Source organism: Streptomyces sp. NPDC111802, from assembly GCF_055634335.1.
Map to the genome: position 1 here is coordinate 117,789 of NZ_JBVKCZ010000010.1, position 22,849 is coordinate 140,637.

The 22,849-nt window shown below is 72.1% G+C and carries 21 protein-coding genes; 12 read left to right on the top strand and 9 right to left on the bottom strand.

What is annotated here, in order from left to right; translation table 11 throughout:
• Positions 1 to 143: 143 nt before the first annotated feature.
• The gene (locus ACZ7NC_RS13245) at positions 144 to 3,518 is read left to right on the top strand and encodes a pyruvate carboxylase (RefSeq protein ID WP_471487668.1); all 3,375 of its coding nucleotides are present in this window, start codon (positions 144 to 146) and stop codon (positions 3,516 to 3,518) included.
• Positions 3,519 to 3,660: 142 nt separating this feature from the next.
• Positions 3,661 to 4,470 (top strand): aminoglycoside adenylyltransferase domain-containing protein, encoded by an 810-nt coding sequence (locus ACZ7NC_RS13250; protein WP_471487670.1) that lies wholly within the window; start codon positions 3,661 to 3,663, stop codon positions 4,468 to 4,470.
• Between the two features lie 3 nt (positions 4,471 to 4,473).
• Here ACZ7NC_RS13250 and ACZ7NC_RS13255 read toward each other — a convergent pair whose 3' ends face one another.
• A complete protein-coding gene (locus ACZ7NC_RS13255) occupies positions 4,474 to 4,728 on the bottom strand; it encodes an EF-hand domain-containing protein (RefSeq protein WP_471487672.1) in 255 nt (84 codons plus the stop codon).
• Between the two features lie 243 nt (positions 4,729 to 4,971).
• Here ACZ7NC_RS13255 and ACZ7NC_RS13260 point away from each other — a divergent pair, with 243 nt between their 5' ends.
• The 8 genes from ACZ7NC_RS13260 to hypA all read left to right on the top strand — a co-directional run bounded on the left by ACZ7NC_RS13260 (position 4,972) and on the right by hypA (position 11,413).
• Positions 4,972 to 6,483, top strand: a complete 1,512-nt coding sequence (locus tag ACZ7NC_RS13260) for a hypothetical protein (RefSeq protein WP_471487674.1) — start codon at positions 4,972 to 4,974, stop codon at positions 6,481 to 6,483.
• 1 nt (position 6,484) lies between these two features.
• Positions 6,485 to 7,573 carry an NADH-quinone oxidoreductase subunit B family protein gene (locus tag ACZ7NC_RS13265; protein ID WP_471487676.1) on the top strand — a complete coding sequence of 363 codons (1,089 nt, stop codon included), beginning with the start codon at positions 6,485 to 6,487 and terminating at the stop codon, positions 7,571 to 7,573.
• Positions 7,574 to 7,642: 69 nt separating this feature from the next.
• Positions 7,643 to 9,436 carry a nickel-dependent hydrogenase large subunit gene (locus ACZ7NC_RS13270; RefSeq protein WP_471487678.1) on the top strand — a complete coding sequence of 598 codons (1,794 nt, stop codon included), beginning with the start codon at positions 7,643 to 7,645 and terminating at the stop codon, positions 9,434 to 9,436.
• A complete protein-coding gene (locus ACZ7NC_RS13275; RefSeq protein WP_471487680.1) occupies positions 9,429 to 9,992 on the top strand; it encodes a NifU family protein in 564 nt (187 codons plus the stop codon). Before ACZ7NC_RS13270 ends, ACZ7NC_RS13275 begins: the two co-directional genes overlap by 8 nt.
• On the top strand, positions 9,989 to 10,585 hold the full coding sequence (locus ACZ7NC_RS13280) for a DUF5947 family protein (RefSeq protein ID WP_471487682.1): 597 nt from the start codon (positions 9,989 to 9,991) through the stop codon (positions 10,583 to 10,585). The genes ACZ7NC_RS13275 and ACZ7NC_RS13280 overlap by 4 nt, the downstream gene beginning before the upstream one ends.
• Positions 10,586 to 10,625: 40 nt before the next feature.
• Positions 10,626 to 10,832 carry a hypothetical protein gene (locus ACZ7NC_RS13285; protein WP_471487684.1) on the top strand — a complete coding sequence of 69 codons (207 nt, stop codon included), beginning with the start codon at positions 10,626 to 10,628 and terminating at the stop codon, positions 10,830 to 10,832.
• A gap of 73 nt (positions 10,833 to 10,905) precedes the next feature.
• Positions 10,906 to 11,055 carry a hypothetical protein gene (locus tag ACZ7NC_RS13290; protein WP_471487686.1) on the top strand — a complete coding sequence of 50 codons (150 nt, stop codon included), beginning with the start codon at positions 10,906 to 10,908 and terminating at the stop codon, positions 11,053 to 11,055.
• Positions 11,056 to 11,062: 7 nt separating this feature from the next.
• Positions 11,063 to 11,413, top strand: a complete 351-nt coding sequence (gene hypA / locus ACZ7NC_RS13295; RefSeq protein WP_471487688.1) for a hydrogenase maturation nickel metallochaperone HypA — start codon at positions 11,063 to 11,065, stop codon at positions 11,411 to 11,413.
• 57 nt (positions 11,414 to 11,470) lie between these two features.
• Here the strand turns inward: hypA and hypE are convergent, their stop codons facing one another.
• From hypE to ACZ7NC_RS13335, 8 genes are all read right to left on the bottom strand, one after another.
• Complete coding sequence (gene hypE, locus ACZ7NC_RS13300; RefSeq protein ID WP_471487690.1) at positions 11,471 to 12,541, bottom strand: hydrogenase expression/formation protein HypE; 1,071 nt, start codon at positions 12,539 to 12,541, stop codon at positions 11,471 to 11,473.
• Complete coding sequence (gene hypD, locus ACZ7NC_RS13305; protein ID WP_471487692.1) at positions 12,534 to 13,676, bottom strand: hydrogenase formation protein HypD; 1,143 nt, start codon at positions 13,674 to 13,676, stop codon at positions 12,534 to 12,536. Before hypD ends, hypE begins: the two co-directional genes overlap by 8 nt.
• A complete protein-coding gene (locus ACZ7NC_RS13310) occupies positions 13,673 to 13,963 on the bottom strand; it encodes a HypC/HybG/HupF family hydrogenase formation chaperone (RefSeq protein WP_471487694.1) in 291 nt (96 codons plus the stop codon). The genes hypD and ACZ7NC_RS13310 overlap by 4 nt, the downstream gene beginning before the upstream one ends.
• Before the next feature lie 3 nt (positions 13,964 to 13,966).
• A complete protein-coding gene (hypF, locus tag ACZ7NC_RS13315; RefSeq protein ID WP_471487696.1) occupies positions 13,967 to 16,300 on the bottom strand; it encodes a carbamoyltransferase HypF in 2,334 nt (777 codons plus the stop codon).
• Positions 16,297 to 17,025, bottom strand: coding sequence for a hydrogenase nickel incorporation protein HypB (hypB, locus tag ACZ7NC_RS13320; RefSeq protein ID WP_471487698.1), 729 nt, complete (start codon positions 17,023 to 17,025; stop codon positions 16,297 to 16,299). Before hypB ends, hypF begins: the two co-directional genes overlap by 4 nt.
• Before the next feature lie 48 nt (positions 17,026 to 17,073).
• Positions 17,074 to 17,661: a hydrogenase maturation protease gene (locus ACZ7NC_RS13325; protein WP_471487700.1), complete on the bottom strand. Its 588-nt coding sequence runs from the start codon at positions 17,659 to 17,661 to the stop codon at positions 17,074 to 17,076.
• A complete protein-coding gene (locus ACZ7NC_RS13330; protein ID WP_471487702.1) occupies positions 17,658 to 19,367 on the bottom strand; it encodes an enoyl-CoA hydratase-related protein in 1,710 nt (569 codons plus the stop codon). Before ACZ7NC_RS13330 ends, ACZ7NC_RS13325 begins: the two co-directional genes overlap by 4 nt.
• A 163-nt stretch (positions 19,368 to 19,530) precedes the next feature.
• Entirely contained in the window at positions 19,531 to 20,058 is a 528-nt protein-coding gene (locus tag ACZ7NC_RS13335; RefSeq protein WP_471487704.1) for a hypothetical protein, read from the bottom strand.
• Between the two features lie 303 nt (positions 20,059 to 20,361).
• Here ACZ7NC_RS13335 and ACZ7NC_RS13340 point away from each other — a divergent pair, with 303 nt between their 5' ends.
• Complete coding sequence (locus tag ACZ7NC_RS13340) at positions 20,362 to 21,144, top strand: cyclase family protein (RefSeq protein WP_471487706.1); 783 nt, start codon at positions 20,362 to 20,364, stop codon at positions 21,142 to 21,144.
• Positions 21,144 to 22,784 carry a thiamine pyrophosphate-binding protein gene (locus ACZ7NC_RS13345; RefSeq protein WP_471487708.1) on the top strand — a complete coding sequence of 547 codons (1,641 nt, stop codon included), beginning with the start codon at positions 21,144 to 21,146 and terminating at the stop codon, positions 22,782 to 22,784. The genes ACZ7NC_RS13340 and ACZ7NC_RS13345 overlap by 1 nt, the downstream gene beginning before the upstream one ends.
• Positions 22,785 to 22,849: the final 65 nt, after the last annotated feature.

The following is a 22,849-nucleotide window of genomic DNA, read 5'->3' on the forward strand; positions in this document are numbered from 1 at the left end:
GGGCACCTCGCTCACACCACCCTTGACCACAGGCGGCTCAAGGACAGCCTAGGCCCTCGTAAGTGGCCCGGCTCACATAGCGTGAGAGGAGTGCCGCCGACACCATGGGTGATCCGTCAACCGGCAGGCTGAAGGGATCGAGAATGTTCCGCAAGGTGCTGGTCGCCAACCGCGGCGAGATCGCGATTCGCGCTTTCCGCGCAGGCTACGAGCTGGGCGCGCGCACCGTCGCCGTCTTTCCGCACGAGGACCGCAACTCACTGCACCGGCTGAAGGCCGACGAGGCCTACGAGATCGGTCAACCGGGCCACCCGGTGCGGGCCTATCTCTCGGTGGAGGAGATCGTCCGTGCGGCGCGTCGTGCGGGAGCGGACGCGGTCTACCCGGGCTATGGGTTCCTGTCCGAGAACCCCGATCTGGCCCGGGCGTGCGAGGAGGCGGGCATCACGTTCGTCGGACCGAGCGCGGAGATCCTGGAACTGACCGGCAACAAGGCCCGCGCGGTGGCCGCCGCCCGGGAGGCCGGGGTGCCGGTGCTGGGTTCCTCGGCGCCCTCCAACGACGTGGACGAACTCGTGTCCGCCGCCGAGGACATCGGTTTCCCCGTGTTCGTCAAGGCGGTCGCGGGCGGCGGCGGGCGCGGCATGCGCCGCGTCGAGGAGCCCGCCCACCTGCGGGAGTCCATCGAGGCCGCGTCCCGTGAGGCGGCGTCCGCGTTCGGCGACCCCACCGTCTTCCTGGAGAAGGCCGTCGTCGAGCCCCGCCACATCGAGGTGCAGATCCTCGCCGACGGCCAGGGCAATGTGATCCACCTGTTCGAGCGGGACTGCTCGCTGCAGCGGCGCCACCAGAAGGTGATCGAGCTGGCGCCCGCGCCGAACCTCGACCCGGAGCTGCGCGACCGCATCTGCGCCGACGCCGTCCGCTTCGCCCGGCAGATCGGCTACCGCAACGCGGGCACCGTGGAATTCCTGCTGGACCGCGACGGCAACCACGTCTTCATCGAGATGAACCCGCGCATCCAGGTCGAGCACACGGTGACCGAGGAGGTCACCGACGTCGACCTGGTGCAGTCGCAGCTGCGCATCGCGGCCGGCGAGACCCTGACCGACCTCGGCCTCGCCCAGGAGACCGTCCGGCTGCGCGGCGCCGCGCTCCAGTGCCGTATCACCACCGAGGACCCCGCCAACGGCTTCCGCCCGGACACCGGCCGCATCAGCGCCTACCGCTCACCGGGCGGCTCGGGCATCCGCCTCGACGGCGGCACCACCCACGCCGGTACGGAGATCAGCGCCCACTTCGACTCGATGCTGGTCAAGCTGACCTGCCGGGGCCGCGACTTCTCCGCCGCGGTGGGCCGTGCCCGGCGTGCCGTGGCCGAGTTCCGCATCCGCGGCGTGGCCACCAACATCCCCTTCCTGCAGGCGGTCCTTGACGACCCCGACTTCCAGGCCGGCCGCGTCACCACGTCGTTCATCGAACAGCGCCCGCACCTGCTCACCGCCCGCCACTCGGCCGACCGCGGCACGAAGCTGCTCACCTATCTGGCCGACGTCACCGTGAACAAGCCGCACGGCGAACGGCCCGACCTGCTCGATCCGCTGACCAAGCTGCCCGCGCTGCCGGCCGGTGAGCCCCCTGCCGGGTCGCGGCAGCGGCTCGCCGAGCTCGGCCCGGAGGGCTTCGCGAGCTGGCTGCGCGCCTCGCCGACCATCGGCGTCACCGACACCACGTTCCGCGACGCCCACCAATCGCTGCTCGCCACCCGGGTGCGGACCAAGGACATGCTCGCCGTCGCCCCGGTCGTGGCCCGCACCCTGCCCCAGCTGCTGTCCCTGGAGTGCTGGGGCGGCGCGACCTACGACGTCGCCCTGCGCTTCCTCGCCGAGGACCCGTGGGAGCGCCTGGCGGCCCTGCGGGAAGCCGCCCCGAACATCTGCCTGCAGATGCTGCTGCGCGGCCGCAACACCGTGGGCTACACGCCGTATCCCACCGAGGTGACCGACGCCTTTGTGCAGGAGGCGGCCGCCACCGGCATCGACATCTTCCGCATCTTCGACGCCCTCAACGACGTCGACCAGATGCGGCCCGCCATCGAGGCCGTACGGGAGACCGGCACCGCCGTCGCCGAGGTGGCCCTGTGCTACACCTCCGACCTGTCCGACCCGTCCGAGCGCCTGTACACCCTGGACTACTACCTGCGCCTGGCCGAGCGGATCGTGGACGCGGGTGCCCATGTGCTGGCCGTCAAGGACATGGCGGGCCTGCTGCGCGCTCCGGCCGCGGCGAGGCTGGTGTCGGCCCTGCGCCGGGAGTTCGACCTGCCGGTCCACGTGCACACCCACGACACCGCGGGCGGCCAGCTCGCCACCTACCTGGCCGCGATCCAGGCCGGCGCGGACGCGGTGGACGGGGCGGTGGCGTCCATGGCGGGCACCACCTCGCAGCCGTCGCTGTCGGCGATCGTGGCCGCGACCGACCACTCCGAGCGGCCCACCGGCCTCGACCTCCAGGCCGTCGGCGACCTGGAGCCGTACTGGGAGATCGTCCGCAAGGTCTACGCCCCCTTCGAGGCCGGTCTGGCCTCGCCGACCGGCCGGGTCTACCACCACGAGATCCCCGGCGGACAGCTCTCCAACCTGCGCACCCAGGCGGTCGCCCTCGGCCTCGGCGACCGCTTCGAGGAGATCGAGGCGATGTACGCCGCCGCCGACCGGATGCTCGGCCGCCTGGTGAAGGTCACCCCCTCGTCGAAGGTGGTCGGCGACCTGGCGCTGCACCTCGTGGGCGCCGGCGTGTCCCCGCGGGACTTCGAGGCGGAGCCGGACAGGTTCGACATCCCCGACTCCGTCATCGGCTTTCTGCGCGGCGAGCTGGGCACCCCGCCCGGCGGCTGGCCGGAGCCGTTCCGCAGCAAGGCGCTGCAGGGCCGCGCCGAGGCCAAGCCGGTCCAGGAACTCGGGGCCGACGACCGCGACGGCCTGGCGAAGGACCGGCGGGCCACGCTCAACCGGCTGCTGTTCCCGGGACCGACGCGCGAGTTCGAAGCGCACCGTGACACCTTCGGCGACACCAGCGTGCTGGACAGCAAGGACTTCTTCTACGGGCTGCGCCCGGGCAAGGAGTACGCCGTCGACCTCGAACGCGGTGTGCGGCTGCTGATCGAGTTGCAGGCCGTCGGCGACGCCGACGAGCGCGGCATGCGCGCCGTGATGTCCACCCTGAACGGCCAACTCCGCCCCATCCAGGTCCGCGACCGGGCCGCGGCCTCGGACGTCCCGGTGACCGAGAAGGCCGACCGCGCCAACCCCGGTCATGTCGCCGCGCCCTTCGCCGGCGTGGTCACCCTCACGGTCGCCGAGGGCGACGAGGTGGCGGCCGGTGCCACGGTGGCCACCATCGAGGCGATGAAGATGGAGGCCTCGATCACCGCGGCGAAGTCCGGCCGGGTGGCCAGGCTCGCCATCAACCGCATCCAGCAGGTCGAGGGCGGCGATCTGCTGGTGGAACTCGCCTGACCCTCTGGTCATTCGGCCACCGACTGCCGTGCCGCCCCCCGCGAGATCCTTTTCGCGCGGGGCGATACGGCATACCGGGCGATGCCAGGCGCGCAGCCCCGAGCCCCCGCGGAAGCCGAAGAGCGCGCCGGACACTGACCGTATGACCCCGACCCTCGCGGACCCCCACGCCGTCCCCGCCGAACTCCGCCCCTACCTCCAGGAACTCGTCCGCCGCACGTCGAGCGTGTGCGGATCCCACCTGGTGAGCGTCATCGCCGTCGGCTCCGTCGCACTCGGCGACTACCGGCACGGGCGCAGCGACGTCGATGTGACGGTGGTCGTGGACGCCTCCGCGCTCCCCGAAGGAGCCCTGTCCGGCCTGGCCGAGGCGCTCGCCCACCCCGCTCTGCCCTGTCCCGCGGCAGGACTGGAGCTGGCCGTCTACGACGCGGACTTCGCGGCACGGCCGTCCGGAGCGGGCGGCTATCTGCTGGACCTCAACACCGGACCGTCGCTGCCCGAGCGGGTCAGCTTCGACCCGGCGCAATCCCCCGTGTTCTGGTACGTCATCGACCGATCCGTCGCCCATCAGGAGGGGCTCGCGCTGCACGGCAGGCCGGCCCGGGAGGTGATCGCCGAACCCGCGCGGGCCGACCTGCTCACCGCGCTCGGTGCCTCGGTCCGTGAGCACAGCACCGGCGAGGGGCATCTCTCGGACAACCGGGTGCTCAACGGCTGCCGCGCCGTGCAGTACTGCCGTACGGGCCGTTGGACGGCCAAGCGCCGGGCGGCGGAGGCGGTCGCGGCGTACGAGGAACGCTTCCGGCCGCTCCTGCGGGCCGCACTGCACAGCTACGAACGTCCCTCGCGCGCCGCCGCCACCGCGCTGCCCACGACAGACGTACGGGCCTTCCTGGACTGGGTGGCCGACGAGGTCGACGCCGCGGCCCGGGCCGACCGGGCGGGATAGCGATCAGCGCCAGCCGAAACGGCGGTCCACCACCGCCGCGAACTCCTCCAGGGTCAGAACCTCGTCCCCGTTCTGGTCGGCGGCGTCGAAGAGCGCGGACGAGGCGTTCTCGTCGCCCACGCCCCAGAACGGCAGGTCTCCCGACGCGGCCAGCGACGGGCCCTTGCTCCGCAACGCGATGATCACCTCTGTGCGGGTCAGGGTCCCGTTGTGATCGAGGTCGAGCGCCTCGAACAACTTCCGGGCCTTTTCGCTCATCGTGTCACCCTCGTTCCTGTCGTCGGGAGCCGCCCCGTCGGACCCCGCTCCCGCACCAAGACGTCTCCGCTGTCCTCCAGGTTGCCTCCGACGCGGACACCGATTCCAGCCGCCCTCCGGCACGCCGTCACGCCGAGTACCCCCTCGAACGGCCCATTCGCGCTCAGCCGGAGGGGCGAGGGTGAGTGAGCGATGTGAACGTGGTGGAAGGGATGGGCGTGCACGCAGAGACGAGGAGGCACGATGTCGGAGGGATTGGCCCAGGGTGGCCTGGCGCGCGCTGTCCCGAAGGGCGGCGGGGACCTGCCGCCACCCCGGTCCCTGGACGTCTTCGAGCGGGTGAGCGCCGTGGCCGACGCCGTGCTCTACGAGGGGTACCTGCTCTATCCCTACCGACGGTCCTCGGCCAAGAACCGCGTCCGGTGGCAGTTCGGGGTCCTCTTCCCCCGGGAGTGGGTGGAGTCGGACGGCCCCGTCGTCCCGGGCGTGTCCGGCTCCGCCGACACGTGGTACCAGCAGACCGAGTGCCTGCTGCGGATCCGACGGCCCGGCGCGGCGGTACGGGTGAGGCTTCGATACCTCCAGATGCAGCGCAAGCAGGTGGAGGAAAGCGGCCGGGACGGTGCTCACCGGCCCGTCGAGTCACTGCGGACCGACGACGGCACGGTCCACCTGACCTTCGACGAAGCGGTGCCGCGTGAGATCGACGTGACGATCCCCCTGGCCGACCTCCTCCAGGGCGAACACACCGTTCCGGCGGGAGCGGCGGCCGGTGAGGACGTCGAGCCGCTGCCGGGACGGGCCGGACGGGTGGTGCGGCGTCGTGAGGAGGTACGGGCGAGCACGACGGTCTCCGTCGAGCGGCTCGCACCGGATCTCTGCCGGCTCCGGGTACGCACCACGCACACGGGACCCGCGCCGGAGCCGCGCACCGCGCGCGACGAGGCCCTGCGCGGTGCGCTCATCGCCACACACACGCTCGTCGGCGGCGAGGGCGTGGAGTTCGTCTCGCTGATCGATCCCCCCGCGGACCTGCGCGCACCCGCTGACGCGTGCCGCAACGAGTTCACCTTCCCCGTCCTCGGCGGCGAACCCGGCACCGGACACGTCATGCTGTCCGCGCCGATCATCCTCCCCGACCACCCCCAGGTCGCCCCGGAGAGCCCAGGAGACCTGCACGACGCGGCGGAGATCGACGAGATCCTCACCCTGCGCACCATGCTGCTGACGGACGAGGAGAAACGCGAGGCACGCGCCACCGACCCGCGGGCCGCCGCGATCCTCGACCGTGTCGACACCATGCCGCCGGAAGTCTTCGCCCGCCTGCACGGCGCCGTCCGCTCCCTCACTCCGGTCGCACCGGGCTCAGGGAGCGCCCCGGCCACATCGGCCACCCCACCCACCGACCGCCCGGCCTGGTGGCAGGAGGGCGCCGACGAGGGACTGTCCCCGACCACGGACACGGTGCTCGTCGACGGCGTACCCCTCGGCGGCGGCAGTCGCGTACGGCTGTGCCCACGACGGGGCGCCGACGCCCAGGACATGTTCCTCGCCGGGCGGACCGCCGAGGTGGCGGCCGTCTTCCACGACGTGGACGGCAGCGTGCACCTCGCCGTCACCCTGGACGACGATCCCGCGTCCGAACTGCACACCTGGTACGGCCGCTTCCACTACTTCCGGCCCGACGAGCTCGAGCCGCTCGAGTCCGCCCCGGAGTCCGCCCCATTCGAAACCCCCCGCAGCGGAGGCCGATGACATGACAACGCAGAGCAGCACCACCGAGGTCAGCGGCGAACCGAGTCGCGCCGAGGACCGGCAGGGCTTCGACGAGATCACCATTCTCTGGATCTCCGAGGGCATGAGCTGCGACGGCGACACGGTCTCCCTGACCGCAGCCGACCAACCCTCCATCGAGGACCTGGTGCTCGGCCTCATCCCCGGCGTGCCGAAGGTGAACCTGGTCAACAAGGTCCTCTCACCGAGCCTCGGCGGGGAGGACTTCCTCGCTCCCTACCGGGCGGCGGCCCGGGGCGATTTGTCACCGTTCATCCTCGTCATCGAGGGTTCGATCCCCAACCAGAACATCATCAAGGGCGACGGTTACTGGACGTCCTTCGGCAACGACCCGGAGACCGGTGAGCCACAGACCCTGAACTCCTGGATCGACGAACTGGCGCCCAGGGCCTGGGCGGTGGTCGCCGCCGGCACCTGCGCCACCTTCGGCGGCATCCACGCGATGGCGGGCAACCCGACCGGCAGCATGGGCCTCGCGGACTACCTGGGCTGGGACTACCGGTCGCAGGGCGGCCTTCCCGTGGTCAACGTGCCCGGCTGCCCCATCCAGCCCGAGAACTTCATGGAGACCCTGATCTGGGTCCTCTACCACGCGGCCGGCTCCGCACCCCCACCACCGCTGGACCACATGCTGCGCCCGCAGTGGCTGTTCGGCAGGACGGTGCACGAGGGCTGCGACCGCGGGTCCTACTACGAGCAGGCCAGCTTCGCCAAGGACTACAACTCGCCCAAGTGCCTGGTCAAGACCGGCTGTTGGGGGCCGGTCGTCAACTGCAACGTGCCCAAGCGCGGCTGGATGGCCGGCATCGGCGGCTGCCCGAACGTCGGCGGCATCTGCATCGGCTGCACGATGCCCGGCTTCCCCGACGCCTTCATGCCGTTCATGGACGAGCCCCCCGGCGGCACCATCTCGTCGCTGGCGATCAAGCCGTACGGGGCCGTCATCCGCCGACTGCGCGGCTTCACCAACGAGTTGGTGAACCACGAGCCCAGGTGGCGTCACAACAAGCGCAAGCTCACCAGCGGTTACGACCCGCACTGGCGGCCCTGACGCCATGCGCCGCGCACTCCACCACCCGATTCACTCACGGAACACCGACAGCGAGGGGCAGTACCGCACATGACCACAACCGAGGCCCGGCCCACAGGGCGCAAGCCGCCCCAGCTCGTGGACATGTCCTGGGATCCGATCACCCGGATCATCGGAAACCTGGGCATCTACACGAAGATCGACTTCGCCAACCGGGAAGTCGTCGAGTGCCACAGCACCTCGTCGCTGTTCCGCGGCTATTCGGTGTTCATGAAGGGCAAGGACCCGCGCGACGCCGGGTTCATCACCTCCCGCATCTGCGGCATCTGCGGTGACAACCACACCACCTGCTCCGACTACGCCCAGCAGATGGCCTACGGCGTCAAGCCGCCCCCGCTCGCCGAGCACATCGTCAACCTCGGCGAAGCGGCCGAGTACATGTTCGACCACACGATCTTCCAGGACAACCTGGTGTTCGTGGACTTCTGCGAGGCCATGGTCAAGGCCACCAACCCCGGTCTGCTGGCCCGCGCCCACCGCACCGACGCACCCCGCGGCGAGATCCACGGCTACCGGACGATCGCCGACATCATGAAGGCCTTCAACCCCTTCGAGGGCGAGGTCTACAAGGAGGCCCTGAAGGTCAGCCGGGTCACCCGGGAGATGTTCTGCCTGATGGAGGGGCGGCACGTCCACCCGTCCACGCTGTACCCGGGCGGTGTCGGCACGATGCCGCAGCCGACCGCGTTCACCGACTACCTCAGCCGGCTCATGCGGGTCATCGACTTCGTCAAGAAGGCCGTCGCCATGAACGACGACGTCTTCGACTTCTTCTACGAGGCGCTGCCCGGCTACGAGGAGGTCGGCCGCCGCCGGGTCCTGCTCGGCTGCTGGGGCGCCTTCCAGGACCCCAAGGTCGTCGACTACCGCTACGAGACGATGAACACCTGGGGCAAGGCGATGTACGTCACCCCGGGCATCATCGTGGACGGCGAACTGGTCACCAACAACCTCGTCGACATCAACCTCGGCCTGCGCATCATGCTCGGCAGCTCCTACTACGAGGACTGGGTCAATGAGCAGCCCTTCGTCACCCACGACCCGCTCGGCAACCCCGTCGACATGCGCCACCCCTGGAACCAGACGACCGTCCCGGTCCCGCAGAAGCGCAACTTCGACGACAAGTACAGCTGGGTGATGAGCCCGCGCTGGTTCGACCAGCGCAGCGGGGACCACCTCGCCCTCGACACCGGCGGCGGCCCGCTCGCCCGGCTGTGGTCGACCGCGCTGAGCGGACTGGTCGACACTCCGTACATCAAGTCCACCGGCCACAGCGTGCGCATCTCGCTGCCCAAGGGCGAGAGCCTGCCGGAGACCACCCTGGAGTGGCGCATCCCGAAGTGGAGCAACACCATCGAACGGGACCGCGCCCGCCCCTACTTCGTCGCCTACGCGGCCGCCATGGCCCTGCAGTTCCTGGAGGAGGCCATGGGGCTGGTGCGCGCGGGCGAGACCAAGGTGTTCGAGAACTACGAGGTGCCCGACGAGGCCATCGGCTGCGGCTTCCACGAGGCGGTGCGCGGCGTCCTGTCCCACCACCTGGTGATCAAGGACAAGAAGATCGCCAACTACCACCCGTACCCGCCCACCCCGTGGAACGCCAGCCCCCGCGACATGTACGGCACCCCCGGCCCGTACGAGGACGCCGTCCAGGGACAGCCGATCTTCGAGGAGAACGGCCCCGACGACTTCAAGGGCGTCGACATCATGCGCACGGTCCGCAGCTTCGACCCGTGTCTGCCCTGCGGTGTGCACATGTACGTCGGCAAGGGCAAGACGCTGACCACCCTGCACTCGCCCACCTACGGAGCCAACCATGGCTGAGGCCACGGCGGCACGGCTGGCGGACCTGGAGGTCGAGGCCCGGCTCGCCCGGCTCGACGAGCTGCTCGCCGGCATCGAGTCCGCGCCCGGCCCCACCACCCGCTCGGCGACCGAGGCGGTACGGCTGCTGACCGAGGTCTACGGCGAGGCGCTGGCCCGCGTCCTGGACCACGCGGACGGACAGCTCGTCGGACACCTGACCGGTGACGAACTGCTGGGCCATCTGCTGGTGCTGCACGACATCCACCCCGAACCCGCCGAGCTACGGGCCGCCCGCGCCGTCGAGCGGATGCGCCCGGCCGTGCGCGAGCGCGGCGGCGACGTGGAGTGGGCCGGGGTCGAGGGAGACGTGGCCCGGGTGCGGGTCTCGTCCGGCGGCGGATGCGCCTCGGGGTGCGGCAGCGCCGGGGGCGAGGTCAGCGCCGCCGTCCGGGAGGCGGTGCTCGCCGTGGCGCCCGAGCTGACGGCGGTGGAGTCCGTACCGGCCCCCTCGGACCGGCCGGCGGCCCCCGCCTTCGTACCGCTGACCACGCTGACCCACCGGGGCGCACCGTGACCACCGACGGCGCGCTGGCCCGCCTCATCCGCTCCTCGGCCGATCGCGCGGCGACGGCCGAGGTGGAGGTGTGCGACCTGTGCGCCGCGCCGGTGCCGGACGAGCACGCCCACCTCTACGAGACCGGGCAGGATCAGGTGCGCTGCGTCTGCGGCCCCTGTTCGGTGCTGTTCGCCGGGAGCGGGGCGGGTGACGGCCACTATCGGCCGGTGCCCCGGCGCCGGGTGCGGCTGCCCCGCGTCGACACTGCGGTCCTGGGCGTACCCGTCGGGCTCGTCTTCTTCGTACCGAGGGCGGACGGCACGGTCACCGCCCAGGGCCCGAGCCCCGCGGGAGCCATGCGCTGGGAGGTGGACGCGGCGGCCTGGCAGCGGCTGGCCGAGACGTGTCCGCAGCTCGCCACCGTGGAACCCGAGGTGGAGGCGCTGCTGGTGAACACCGTGCACGGCCTCGACCACCACTGGATCGTGCCGATCGACGACTGCTACCGGATGGTCGCCGTCGTACGCCAGGAATGGGAGGGCCTGTCCGGCGGCGGCCGGGTCTGGCCCGCCGTCGAGCGGTTCTTCACGGACCTCACCGAGCGGACATGAGCACGCACTCCGCACGTCGGAGGCGAGGAAGGAGATCCCCATGGGCAGCATCAGAGTGGGCCGGCCCCAGGCGAAGCCCGACCTGACCGGGCACGTCCCCGGCATGCACCAGGGCAACCAGGGGCGCTACGAGGACCAGACCGGTCACCACAAGGACGGCACCGCCGACGCGCGCCGCTCCACCGGGATCCACTGGAAGCGGCACGACACCCTCGTGGAGTCCATGCCGAACATCTCACCGGGATGACAGACAGCTGGGAGTCGCCGCAATGAACGTCCAACTGGCACGAACGGGCCCTGGCAAGGGTAGAGGAGCGGAAATGACCGGACAGCGGGTCCTGCTGGCGGAGTGCCTCGTCCTGGGCGCGCTGGCCGTGGCGGTGGCGGTCAGGGAGCTGCCCAGCCTGCGGCGGGAGATGCGGATCTGGCGGATGGCCGGCGGCGTGCGCGCCGGCCACCGCTACCCGTGAGCCCACCGTGCACGAACTGTCGATCGCGACCGCGATCATCGAGCGGGCCGGCGAGCTGGCCCGGGCGGACGGGGCGGACGCCGTCTCCGAGGTGACCGTCCGGGTCGGGGAGCTGGCCGGGGTCGTTCCCGACGCCCTGGACTTCGCCTTCGAGGTCGCCCGCGACGGCACCGCCCTCGCCGCGGCACGGCTCGTGGTCGAGCAGGTGCCGGCACAGGCCTGGTGCGATGCGTGCGCCGAGGAGTTCGCGGTCGGCATGCCGCCGTTCTTCTGGTGCCCGCGCTGCGACCGGCCCTCCACCGAGCTGCGCAGCGGCCGGGAACTGGAGATCACCGGGATCGAGCCGGCCGTCGCCTGACACGACCGGGCCCCGCCGGTGCTCTTGAGGCACCGGCGGGGCCCGGTCGTGTGCGCGTCAGCAGATACGCGGCAACTGCTCACCCAACGGCAGGTCCACCACCCGGGTGCCGCCCAGACCGGTGGCGACCACGACCATCCCCGGGTGTTCGGCGACGCACTCGCCGATCAACTCGGCCCCGGATCCCTGAGGGTGGGCCCGCATCGCCGCGAGGACCTGCTCCGCCGCCGACGGGGGCACGAAGGCGACCAGCCGTCCCTCGTTGGCCACGTACAGCGGGTCGAGCCCCAGGAAACCGCAGGCGTTCGCCACCGCGTCCGGCACCGGGATGGCACGTTCACGCAGCCGGACACCGGTTCCCGAGGCGCGGGCGATCTCGTTCAGGGACGCGGCCAGACCACCCCGGGTGGGGTCGCGCAGGACATGGATGTCGGGAGTGACGGCGAGCATGGCCGTCACCAGGTCCGCGAGCGGCGCGGTGTCGCTGGCGATCTCGACGCCGAACTCCAGCCCCTCGCGGACGCTCATGATCGCCACCCCGTGCAGACCGATCGGGCCGCTGACGATGACCGCGTCTCCGGGCCGGGCCCGCTGGGGGCGGATGTCCACCCCGTCGGGTACGAGCCCCACGCCGGCGGTGGTGACGTACACCCCGTCGCCGTGGCCGGACTCCACCACCTTGGTGTCACCCGTGGCGATGGTGACCCCGGCCGTCTCGGCCGCCGCACCCATGGAGCGGGCGATCCGCTCCACGACGGTCAGGGCCACGCCCTCTTCCAGGACGAAGGCGGCGGAGAGATACGCGGGCCGGGCACCGCTCATCGCCAGGTCGTTGACGGTGCCGTTGACCGCGAGGTCGCCGAGGCTGCCGCCGGGAAAGAACAGCGGCCTGACGACGTACGAGTCGGTGGAGAACGCCAGCCGCGCACCGCCCAGTTCGAGGACCGCGGAGTCGGTGAGCGCGGCCAGGGTGCTGTTGCCGTAGGCAGGTGTGAAGATCTGCTCCATCAGCTCCGCCGACAGCGCACCTCCGCCGCCGTGCCCCATCACCACGACCGGCTGGTCGCGCAGCGGGGCGGGACAGGTCCAGGCGGCCGGGTCGGCCGTCTCGGCGAGTTGTTCAGGCAACGGGGTTCATCTCCTCCCGCGCGGCCGGGGCGGCCTGCGGCGTCGGGTCGCTCATCCGGCGGTAGAGGTAGTAGGCCGCGCAGGCGCCCTCGCTGGAGACCATGGTGGCGCCGAGCGGGGTGCGCGGGGTGCAGGTGGTGCCGAACGCGGCGCATTCGGTCGGCTTGATCAGCCCCTGGAGCACCTCGCCGCTGCGGCACTCGGCGGGCTCCTCGGTGCGGATGCCGGCGACGTCGAAACGGTGCTCGGCGTCGAAGGCGCGGAACGCGTCGGTCAGCCGCCAGCCGCTCGAGGGGATGCGCCCGATGCCGCGCCAGTTGCGGTCGGTGACCTCGAACACCTCCTCGATCATGCGCCGGGCCGCCGGGTTGCCCCGCTCCTGCACGGCCCGGGCGTAGGCGTTCTCCACCCGGTGCACACCGCGCTCCAGCTGGTGGACGGCGAGGCGGATGCCCTCGAGGATGTCCAGCGGCTCGAAACCGGTCACGACGACCGGCACCCGGAACCTCTCCGCCAGATCCGGGTACTCCTCCGTGCCCATCACGCTGCACACGTGCCCGGCCGCGAGGAAGCCCTGCACCCGGCAGCTGGGGGAGGTCATGATGGCCTCGATGGCCGGGGGGACCCGGACATGGGACACCAGCAGGCTGAAGTTCTCCAGACCGAGACGGCGGGCCTGGTGCACGGCCATGGCGTTGGCGGGGGCGGTCGTCTCGAAGCCGATGGCGAAGAAGACGACCTGCCGGTCCGGGTTCCTGCGGGCGAGGTCGAGGGCGTCGAGCGGCGAGTAGACCACCCGGACGTCACCTCCCTCCCCCTTGACCCGGAACAGGTCCCGGTCGGTGCCGGGCACCCGCAGCATGTCGCCGAAGGAACAGAAGATCACGCCCGGGCGTGCGGCGATCTCCAGTGCCTGGTCGATGACGTCGAGCGGGGTGACGCACACCGGGCAGCCAGGACCGTGGATCAACTCCACCTCGTCCGGCAGGAGTTGGTCGATCCCGTGCCGGATGATGGAGTGGGTCTGGCCGCCGCACACCTCCATCAGCGCCCAGGGCCGGGTGACCGTGGCGCGGATCTCGTCCAGCAACCGGCCGGCGAGAACCGGGTCGTTGAACTCGTCGACGTACTTCACTGGACCTCACTCCCGCTCTCCTGTCGGGCCGCCTGCTCCCAGGCGTCGCCGAACTCCTCCTCCAGCAGCCCCAGTTCCTCGAAGAGCTTGAGCGAGGCCAGGGCCGACTCCTCGTCCAGGCGCTGGAGCGCGAAGCCGACATGCACGATGACGTACTCACCCACCCGCACATCGGGCACGTACTCCAGGCACGCCTGTTTCTGCACTCCGCCGAAATCGATCAGCCCGGTGAGCGGGTCCGCGTCGCCGTCGATGGCCACGACCTTGCCGGGCACTGCCAAACACATGCGTCACTCCTCTTGTCGTTCGTGCGCGGCGACCACCAGCTGGCCGAGGGCCAACCCGCCGTCGTTCGGTGGGACTTCGCCGTGCCGCAGCACCGTGAAGCCGGCCCCGCCCAGCAGCCGAGCGCACTCCTCCTCCAGCAGCGCGTTGGCGAAGACCCCACCGCTGAGGGCGACGGTGCCCGGCCCCGCGTCCTGGCGTGTCCGTCGGCAGATCTCCACGACGGCCCGCGCGACGCCCCGGTGGAAGCGCGCGGCGAGCACGGGGGCCGGGGTGCCGCTCCGCAGGTCGGCGACGAGCGCGCTCAGCACGGGTGCGGGATCGAACGCGTCGGCCGCGATGCCGAAGGCGTACGCCGAGCCGTCCGCGTCCCACGCCGAAGCGGCCGCGGCCTCCAGCTCCAGGGCCGCCTGCGCCTCGTACTCCGCCCGGTGACACACACCCAGCAGGGACGAGACGGCGTCGAAGAGCCGGCCCATGCTGGAGGTCGCCACACAGGCCACGCCTCGACTCAACTGCCTTTCCAGCAGGGCGAGTTCCCCGAGAGCGCAGGCCGCGACGCAGGGCAGGTCAGGGTCCCACCGCACCCCCGCCGCCCACAGCCGCGCCAGCGCCAGCCGGCAGGGGTTGGCGACCCCCGCGTCCCCGCCGGGGAGCGGGGCGGGGGTCAGCCGGGCGAAGCGCCGGAAGCCCGCGAAGTCGGCGAGCAGGATCTCGCCGCCCCAGACGGTGCCGTCGTCGCCGTAACCCGTGCCGTCGAACGCGACACCGATCACGGGTGCGGTGCCGTCGAGTCCGTGCTCGGCCATCGCCGAGGCGATGTGCGCGTGGTGGTGCTGTACGAACACGGGTCTGCCGCCCGGCAGTTGTGCCGCACGGCGGCGGGCCCAGCGCGCCGAGTGGTAGCCCGGGTGCCGGTCCGCGGCGACGAGTTCAGGGCTGACGCCGGTCAGACGGCTCATCTGGGACTCGGCCCTTCGGGCCGCCTCCAGCGTGGTCAGCTCGCCCATGTCGCCGATGTGCGGCCCGAACCACGCCTGGTCGCCCTCGCCGACGCAGAGCGCGTTCTTCAGGTCGCCGCCCACCGCGAGCGCCGGACGCACGGCCACCGGCAGCCGCAGGGGACGGGGTACATAGCCCCGGGACCGGCGCAGCACCTGCTCGGTGCCGTCGGGCCGCACCCGCAGCAGGGAGTCGTCGCAGGGAGAGGCGATGGCCCGGTCGTGGGCGAGCCAGGCGTCGGCCAGCCCGGCCAGCCGGGTCAGTGCCTCCTCGTCGTCCGTGACGATCGGCTCCCCGGAGCGGTTGCCGCTCGTCATGACCAGCACACGCGGACCCGGCGGATCGCCGGGCAGCCCGAACAGCAGGCTGTGCAAGGGGGTGTACGGCAGCATCACGCCCAGGTGCGGGCTGCCGGGGCAGATACCGGGCGCGAGCGGGCCCTGCCCCGCACCTCGGCGCAGCAGGACGATGGGGCGCCGGGGGCTGGTGAGGGCGGCCAGTTCCGCCGTGGAGAGCACGGCGATCCGCCGGACGGCGTCCAGGTCCGCGCACATCACCGCGAACGGTTTGCCGCCGCGCTCCTTGCGGGCGCGCAGCGTGTCGACGGCCCGCGCGTTCGTGGCGTCGCACGCCAGGTGGTAGCCGCCCAGGCCCTTCACGGCGACGATCCGCCCGGCGGCCAGCAGCGCCCGGGCCGCCGCCGGCGCGTCGGCGTCCCGCGCGGGGCCGACACCGCTGCCGGCGGCCGGCACCAGGCGCAGCCGGGGACCGCAGTCGGGGCAGGCCACGGGCTGGGCGTGGAAGCGGCGGTCGCCGGGATCGCCGTACTCCCGGGCGCAGGCCGGACACATCGGGAAGCCGGACATGGTGGTGACCGCACGGTCGTACGGCATTCCGGTTGCGATGGTGAAGCGGGGCCCGCAGTGGGTGCATGTGACGAACGGGTGGCGGTGGCGGCGGTCGGCCGGATCGGCCAGTTCCCGCAGACAGTCGTCGCAGGTCGCCGTGTCGGGCGGCAGGAGCGTGCGGCCGGGGGAGCGGTCGGTGGAGCGGATGGTGAAGACGTCGTCGGCTCCCGTGACGGGCAGGTCCTCGACCCCGACGCCGACGACGGCGGCCAACGGGGGCGGCTGGGTGGCGAGTCGGTCGCAGAAGCGGGCGATACCGTCCGGCGGGCCCTCCACCTCGATCAGCACACCGCTCGCCGTGTTGCTCACGAACCCGGCCAGCGCGAGGTCCGTGGCCAGGCGGTGCACGAACGGGCGGAACCCCACGCCCTGCACGGTGCCGCGCACGGTGACGCGGCGGCGTACCGCCTGGGTGACGGGAGCCGTCATGAGACGCGGCTCGTCGCGTGGACATGTCCGTGCGGGCGCGGCGCGAGCGGAGGCCGGTGGACGGGGGCTCCGTCCCGTGCGGCGAGCACCCGCTCCAGGAGCGTGTCGACGCCCTCGCCGCTGCGGGCACAGGAGCGCAGCACCTCCACCCCGGGATTGACCCGCCGCACATGCGCCTCGAAGGCGGCCGCGTCGAAACCGGCCGGCTCGGCCAGATCGGTCTTCGTGAGCACCACCAGATGGGCGGAACCGAAGGCCGTGGGGTACTTCAGCGGCTTGTCCTCGCCCTCCGTCACCGCCATCAGCACGATCCGCAGGCTCTCGCCGAGGTCGTACGCCGCGGGGCAGACCAGGTTGCCGACGTTCTCCACGAACAGCAGCGAGGTGTCAGACGGCAGCCAGCCCTCCACATGGGCGGTCAGCTGGCGGGCCTCCAGGTGGCACAGTCCGTCGGTGAGCAGCTGCTTCACCGGGGCCCCCGAACGCGCGAGCCGGGCGGCGTCGTTCTCGGTCGCCAGGTCCGCGGTGAGCGCGGCCACCGGGATGTGCCGCTCCACCGCCCGGGCCAGCACCCGGCCGAGCAGTTCCGTCTTGCCGCTGCCCGGGCTGGACAGCAGGTTGACCACGCTCACCCCGCGCCGGGCCAGTTCGTCGCGCAGGCTCGCCGCCAGACCGTCGTTCTTCGCCAGGACGGCCTGGGTGACCTCGTCCACGGACTCACACATGGGCGCTGCTCCTCGCGATCGCTGGGGACGGGCCAGGGTGCCGGTCCGCTACCGATCCTCCGCGCCGCCGCCCACCATGGGCCGGAGCCCGGCCGGGGACAGGGCGGCGGATTCGTCCGGGCGGCTCAACGGGTCGGTGGCCGCCGGGTCGGCGAGCAGCACCGGCACCATGCCGTGCAGGGCCGCCACGGCCCGCTGCACCGCGTCGCGCACCGTCGCGCTCATGCCCGGCGCGATGTCCTCGTCGCCGTAACTCCGCAGCTCGGGCTCACAGGCCAGGACGAGGACCCGCGGAAGCGGCTCGTCGCCGAGATGCGCGGCCAGGGCCAGCACCTTCGCCGGGTCCATGCCGTGCGCCTCGGGCGGGGCGCCGCCCGAGGAGCCGTCGGGGAGTTCCGGTTCGATCAGCGACAGGGTCCCGGGCCGAAGCCCCCGCGCCGCGGCGTCGACCAGCAGCGCGACGTCGTAGCCGTCGAGCAGCTCGTAGGCGAGGTCCATCCCGCGGATGCCGAAGTCCCGCACCCGCACCTCGGGCGGCAGCGGGTGCCGGTCCAGGGCACGGATCACCTCCGGGCCGAAGGCGTCGTCCGCGAGGAAGATGTTGCCGACACCCGCCACGAGCAGCCGTGTGCTCACCGGGCATCCCCCATGGCCAGCGGATGGGCGGAGCCGCTCGGCTGCTTGCGGACGAAGGCGGACCGCAGGGCGTGGTACGGCGCGTGCGGATCGAAGAAGATGTCGCGCATCCGGGCGAGTTCGGCCCGCCGGTACTCGGCGAGCGGCTGCCGGGCCTCGTCCGACTGACGTGCCGCCGCCTTCGCCGCGATCCGCCGCGCGAGGTCCGGGTCCTCCGTGAGCGCGGCCGCCATGTGCCCGACCTCGGCACCGAACTCCTGCGCCGACACGGACACCAGACGGTCCACCAGACCCATCCGCTCGGCGCTCGTCGCACTCACCGGCAGCGCCTCGGTCGTCAGCAGCCGGGCCGTCTCGCTTCCGACGCGGCGCGGAAGGGTGTACGTCCAGAACTCCGACCCGTACAGGCCCATCCGCCGGTAGTGCGGGTTGAGGACCGTGCCCGAGCGGCACCACACCAGGTCGGCGGCCAGGGCCAGCATGACCCCGCCGGCCGCCGCGTTGCCGCCGACCGCCGCCACCACCAGGCGGTCGGTGGTGCGCAGCACCGCTTCGACCAGGTCGTCCATGGCGTTGAGGTTGATCCAGGACTCACCCGCGCGGTCGCCGGCCGCCTCGATGACGTTCAGATGGATGCCGTTGGAGAAGAAGTCCCGGCAGCCCCCGAGCACCAGCACCCGGGTGGGGCGGGTGAGCGCGAACCGGTAGGCGGCGTGCAGCCTGCGGCAGTGCTCGGTGCTCATCGCCCCGCCGGGGAAGGAGAAGTGCAGGAAGCCGACGTCGCCTTGCTGCCGGTAGCGGATGTCGGTCCAGGTCTGGCGGTCGGGGGCCAGTTCGAGCGGGGCGGCGATCTCCGGGAGCCGCGGCTCGGCCGGTCGCTGGAAGGAGGCAAGTACGGAGGCCGCCGGGCGGCGGAACGGCGCCGGATCACCGGAGCTCTTGCGCGGGCGCAGCTCCGGGATCCACACCGCGCCGTCCACGGTGGCCCGGCAGACCGCCCCGGCCCGCGTCGCGAGCAGCTCGCCCGGGTTTCCCCGCAGCCGGTCCTCGGGATGCCCGCCGTGCAGGAACATCTCCCGGCCGACGACTTCGTCCAGGACTCCCGGCTGTGAGTCGGCCGCCCTGAGCTTGCGCAGCACCGTGGCGGTGTCGTCGGCGTCCCAGTCGATCCGCCGCTGCTCCTGGCGGAAGAAGTCGCGCCACCGCACGCGGATCGCCGGGTCGCTCTGGGCCTGCGGCTTGAACGATCCTTCGGCGAACCGTTCCACCGCGAGCAGAACAGCGGCAGCGGCGGCGTCGGAGACCTCGCCCCGGTACAGGTCGCTCTTGCCGACGAGCGGCACCGGGAAGGTCCGGGCGGCCCACACGGCGCCGGCGTCCATCGCCGCCTCGGCCTGGAGCACGGTCACGCCCCAGTGGGTCGCCTCCTCGGCGACCGCCCAGTCCAGGGAGGAGGGGCCCCGGTCGCCCGGCGGTCCGGGGTGCACGACGAGACAGGTGTGCTCCCGCCACACGTCCTCCGGCAACGCCGTCTTCAGCATCGGGGCGATGATCAGTTCCGGGCGGTTCGCGTGTACGGCGGCCCGGACCGCTTCGGCGCCGTGCGAGGCGAGGACGACGTCCACCCGGTGCCCTTGGTCGGACAGTTCCGCGTACACGCGCTGGGACAGGCTGTTGAACGCGCTGGCGACGAGCAAGATCTCCATGACGGGGCATGTTCGCTCGTTTGCGGAAGGGGAAGAAGCACCACGGCGGCGTTTCGCCGACCTCTGCGAAAACTCATCCTCTGTTCGGATTACCTGAGCGGCGCGGCGATGCCCCGCGCAGGTTGGGCGGCTGCGCGGGGCACCGGCTGGGCGGAGTCGGCCGTCAGGCGCAGAGCACCCGCGTCTCCGGAGTGAAGACCGGGCCGCCGCTGGTGTTCGTCGCGTCGCTGAACTCGGCGTAGTAGTACGAGTAGAAGCCGATGTTGCCGTTGCAGCCCGAGTCGGCGGCGATCTGGAGGGTCAGCGTGACGGTCCGGCTCTGACCGGGCGGGATGGTGGCGCCGTAGTTCGCGCCCAGGTTGCTGGGGCCGGTGCCGGAGCAGGGCGTGCTGCCGGCGGCCGTGGCCAGTGCGCATCCGGTGAAGCTGTACTTCAGGTCGGGACGCTGGGTGGTGCGCCAGGTGGGCTCGATCGTCTGGTAGACGAACAGGACGTCGTACGTCTTGTTGTTGGTCAGCGTCATGGAGAGCTGCACCGTGCCGCCGGGCGTCGTGGTGGCCGAGTCGGTGGCGAACGTCAGGGCGGCCGGCGCGGGGTCGGCCGCGCTCGCGCTGGGGGCCAGTCCGAAGACGGCGAGCAGGAGGCCGAGGACGGCGGAGAGACCGATACGTCTCGTACGTGGTGATCGCATAGCCGGGGAGGTTAGGCAGCGGGCGCCCGTGCCGTCTGCCCGGCGAAGGCAGCCCGGGCCGGTGATCGACCGAATGTGTTCCTGGTGTGTTGAAGCTGTGACGTGCATGTGAAGTGGCTGTTCCGCCCGCGGCGGACCGTCCGTCGGCCTTGAGGGAGCGCCCGCGATATTGGCGCGATCCCGCACACGCGGGGGAGTCTCGGCACCTCACGCATCGAGCCACTGTTGTCATCGACGCGCCAAGAGGTCGGGGCGGGACTGACATGCTGTCCGTGCGAGCACCGTCCCGTTCGAGGAGGCGCCATGTCCGAGCCGTCCGTCCTTGCCGCGTTGGTGTCCGGGTTGCGAGGAGGGGCGATCGAAGTCGTCGACCTGACCTCGCCCCTGTCGTCGTCGACGCCGGTGATCCAACTGCCGTCCCAGTTCGGGCAGACCGCCGTCTTCGAGCTGGAGGAGATCAGCCGCTACGACGACCGGGGCCCGGCCTGGTACTGGAACAACTTCCGCAGCGGCGAGCACACCGGCACCCACTTCGACGCGCCGAACCACTGGGTCACCGGGAAGGAACTCGCCGACGTGGCCTCCGTGCCGGCGCGCAGGCTGATCGCGCCCGCGGCCGTGCTGGACTTCACCGCCGAGGCCGCCGACAACCCGGACTTCCTGGTCGAGATCGACCATGTCAAGGCGTGGGAGGCCGACAACGGCCCCTTGCCGGACGGCGGTTGGCTGCTGCTGCGCACCGGTTGGGACGCCCGCTCGCACACACAGGAAGCCTTCCTGAACGCCGACGAGAGCGGGCCGCACACACCCGGACTGTCGGTGGAGTGCGCCCGCTGGGTGGCCGAGGAGTCGCCCGTGATCGGACTCGGGGTCGAGACGGTGGGCACGGATGCCGGGCGCGCGCACTCCTTCGAGCCCGCCTTTCCCTGCCACTCCTACCTGATGGGCAGTGACAAGTACGGTCTGACGCAGCTGCGGAACCTCGCCGCGCTCCCGCCGACCGGTTCCGTCGTGCTCGCGGGACCGCTGCCCATCGTGGCCGGCTCCGGGGCTCCGGCGCGCGTGCTGGCCCTGGTGGAGCGGTGATGAAGGTCGCGGAGGCGGTCGGCAGGGCGCTGTGCGCGGCCGGGGTCGGCCACGTCTTCGGTGTGGTCGGGTCGGGCAACTTCCACGTCACGAACGCGATGGTCGCGGCGGGGGCGAGGTTCGTCGCCGCACGGCACGAGGGCGGCGCGGCGACGATGGCCGACGCGTACGCCCGGACCAGCGGCACCGTCGCGGTGGTCAGCGTGCATCAGGGCCCCGGTCTGACCAACGCGATGACCGGAATCGCGGAGGCGGCCAAGAGCCGTACGCCGCTTGTCGTGCTCGCGGCCGAGGTGACCGAGCCGCGGTCCAACTTCCATGTGGACCAAGAGGCGTTGGCCCTCGCGGTGGGGGCGTCCGCGGTTCGGGTGACGTCGGCGGAGGAGGCCGTGGAGCAGGCGTGTGCGGCGGTACGGCTGGCGGTGGGGGAGCGGCGTACCGTGCTGCTCAACCTGCCCCTGCCGGTCCAGGCGCTGGATGTGCCCGACGGGGCCTTGGAGCGCGCGGCACCACCACCGGAACGGGCCGCGGTCGAGCCGGACGCGGCGGGCGCGACCACCCTGGCGGAGCTGCTCGGACGGTCCGCACGGCCGGTCTTCGTGGCCGGCCGGGGAGCACGGGGACCCGGCAGCCGGGAAGCCCTGGAGGCGCTCGCCGAGCGCCATGGCGCGCTGCTCGCGACCTCGGCCGTCGCCCGCGGCCTCTTCCACGGCAACCCCTGGTCCCTGGACGTCTCCGGAGGCTTCGCCTCGCCCTTGGCCGCCGAACTGATCCAGGGCGCCGACCTGATCGTCGGCTGGGGCTGCGCGCTCAACATGTGGACCATGCGGCACGGCAGCCTGATCGGCGCCGACGCCACCGTCGTACAGGTCGACGACGACCCGTCCGCACTCGGCGCGCACCGGCCGGTGCACCTCGGCGTCACCGGCGACGTCCGACTCACCGCGCGCCAGGCGTTCGAGGCGGGCGGCGCACAGCGGGAGGGCTACCGGACCGGGGAGGTGGGTACGGCCCTCGCGGCGCGACTGCGCCTGCGCGACGTGCCCTACGCGGACACGAGCACCCGTGAGCGGATCGACCCGAGGACACTGAGCGTCGCGCTGGACGAGATCCTGCCCGCCGAGCGCGTGGTCGGCGTGGACTCCGGCAATTTCATGGGCTACCCGAGCGCGTACTTCTCGGTGCCCGACGAGAAGGGCTTCTGCTTCACGCAGGCCTTCCAGTCGATCGGGCTGGGACTGGCGACCACGATCGGGGCGGCGCTGGCACAGCCGGACCGGCTGCCCGTGGCCGCGCTCGGGGACGGCGGCGCGTTGATGAGCGCCGTGGAACTGGACACCGTGCGCCGGCTCGGGCTGCCCATGGTGGTCGTCGTGTACGACGACGAGGCCTACGGCGCCGAGGTGCACCACTTCGGCCCCGACGGGCACCCTCTCGACACCGTGCGCTTCCCGCCGACGGACATCGCCGCCGTGGGGCGGGGCTACGGCTTCGAGGCGGTGACGGTCCGGACGCGGGCCGACCTCAAGGCCGTGGCGGACTGGGCCGCGGGCCCTCGGTCCGCGCCGCTGCTCGTCGACGCCAAGGTGGTCGCCGAGCACGGCTCATGGTGGCTGGAGGAGGCGTTCCGAGGCCACTGACCGAGGTCACTGACCGAGGCCGCTGACCGGACGGAATCGCGACGACCGCCCGGCGCACGCTCGCG

Coding starts and splice junctions, on each gene's coding strand:
- ACZ7NC_RS13245 (WP_471487668.1), top strand. CDS start 144: ATGTTCCGCAAGGTGCTGGTCGCCAACCGCGGCGAGATCGCGATTCGC.
- ACZ7NC_RS13250 (WP_471487670.1), top strand. CDS start 3,661: ATGACCCCGACCCTCGCGGACCCCCACGCCGTCCCCGCCGAACTCCGC.
- ACZ7NC_RS13255 (WP_471487672.1), bottom strand. CDS start 4,728: ATGAGCGAAAAGGCCCGGAAGTTGTTCGAGGCGCTCGACCTCGATCAC.
- ACZ7NC_RS13260 (WP_471487674.1), top strand. CDS start 4,972: ATGTCGGAGGGATTGGCCCAGGGTGGCCTGGCGCGCGCTGTCCCGAAG.
- ACZ7NC_RS13265 (WP_471487676.1), top strand. CDS start 6,485: ATGACAACGCAGAGCAGCACCACCGAGGTCAGCGGCGAACCGAGTCGC.
- ACZ7NC_RS13270 (WP_471487678.1), top strand. CDS start 7,643: ATGACCACAACCGAGGCCCGGCCCACAGGGCGCAAGCCGCCCCAGCTC.
- ACZ7NC_RS13275 (WP_471487680.1), top strand. CDS start 9,429: ATGGCTGAGGCCACGGCGGCACGGCTGGCGGACCTGGAGGTCGAGGCC.
- ACZ7NC_RS13285 (WP_471487684.1), top strand. CDS start 10,626: ATGGGCAGCATCAGAGTGGGCCGGCCCCAGGCGAAGCCCGACCTGACC.
- ACZ7NC_RS13290 (WP_471487686.1), top strand. CDS start 10,906: ATGACCGGACAGCGGGTCCTGCTGGCGGAGTGCCTCGTCCTGGGCGCG.
- ACZ7NC_RS13310 (WP_471487694.1), bottom strand. CDS start 13,963: ATGTGTTTGGCAGTGCCCGGCAAGGTCGTGGCCATCGACGGCGACGCG.
- hypF (WP_471487696.1), bottom strand. CDS start 16,300: ATGACGGCTCCCGTCACCCAGGCGGTACGCCGCCGCGTCACCGTGCGC.
- hypB (WP_471487698.1), bottom strand. CDS start 17,025: ATGTGTGAGTCCGTGGACGAGGTCACCCAGGCCGTCCTGGCGAAGAAC.
- ACZ7NC_RS13330 (WP_471487702.1), bottom strand. CDS start 19,367: ATGGAGATCTTGCTCGTCGCCAGCGCGTTCAACAGCCTGTCCCAGCGC.
- ACZ7NC_RS13335 (WP_471487704.1), bottom strand. CDS start 20,058: ATGCGATCACCACGTACGAGACGTATCGGTCTCTCCGCCGTCCTCGGC.
- ACZ7NC_RS13340 (WP_471487706.1), top strand. CDS start 20,362: ATGTCCGAGCCGTCCGTCCTTGCCGCGTTGGTGTCCGGGTTGCGAGGA.
- ACZ7NC_RS13345 (WP_471487708.1), top strand. CDS start 21,144: ATGAAGGTCGCGGAGGCGGTCGGCAGGGCGCTGTGCGCGGCCGGGGTC.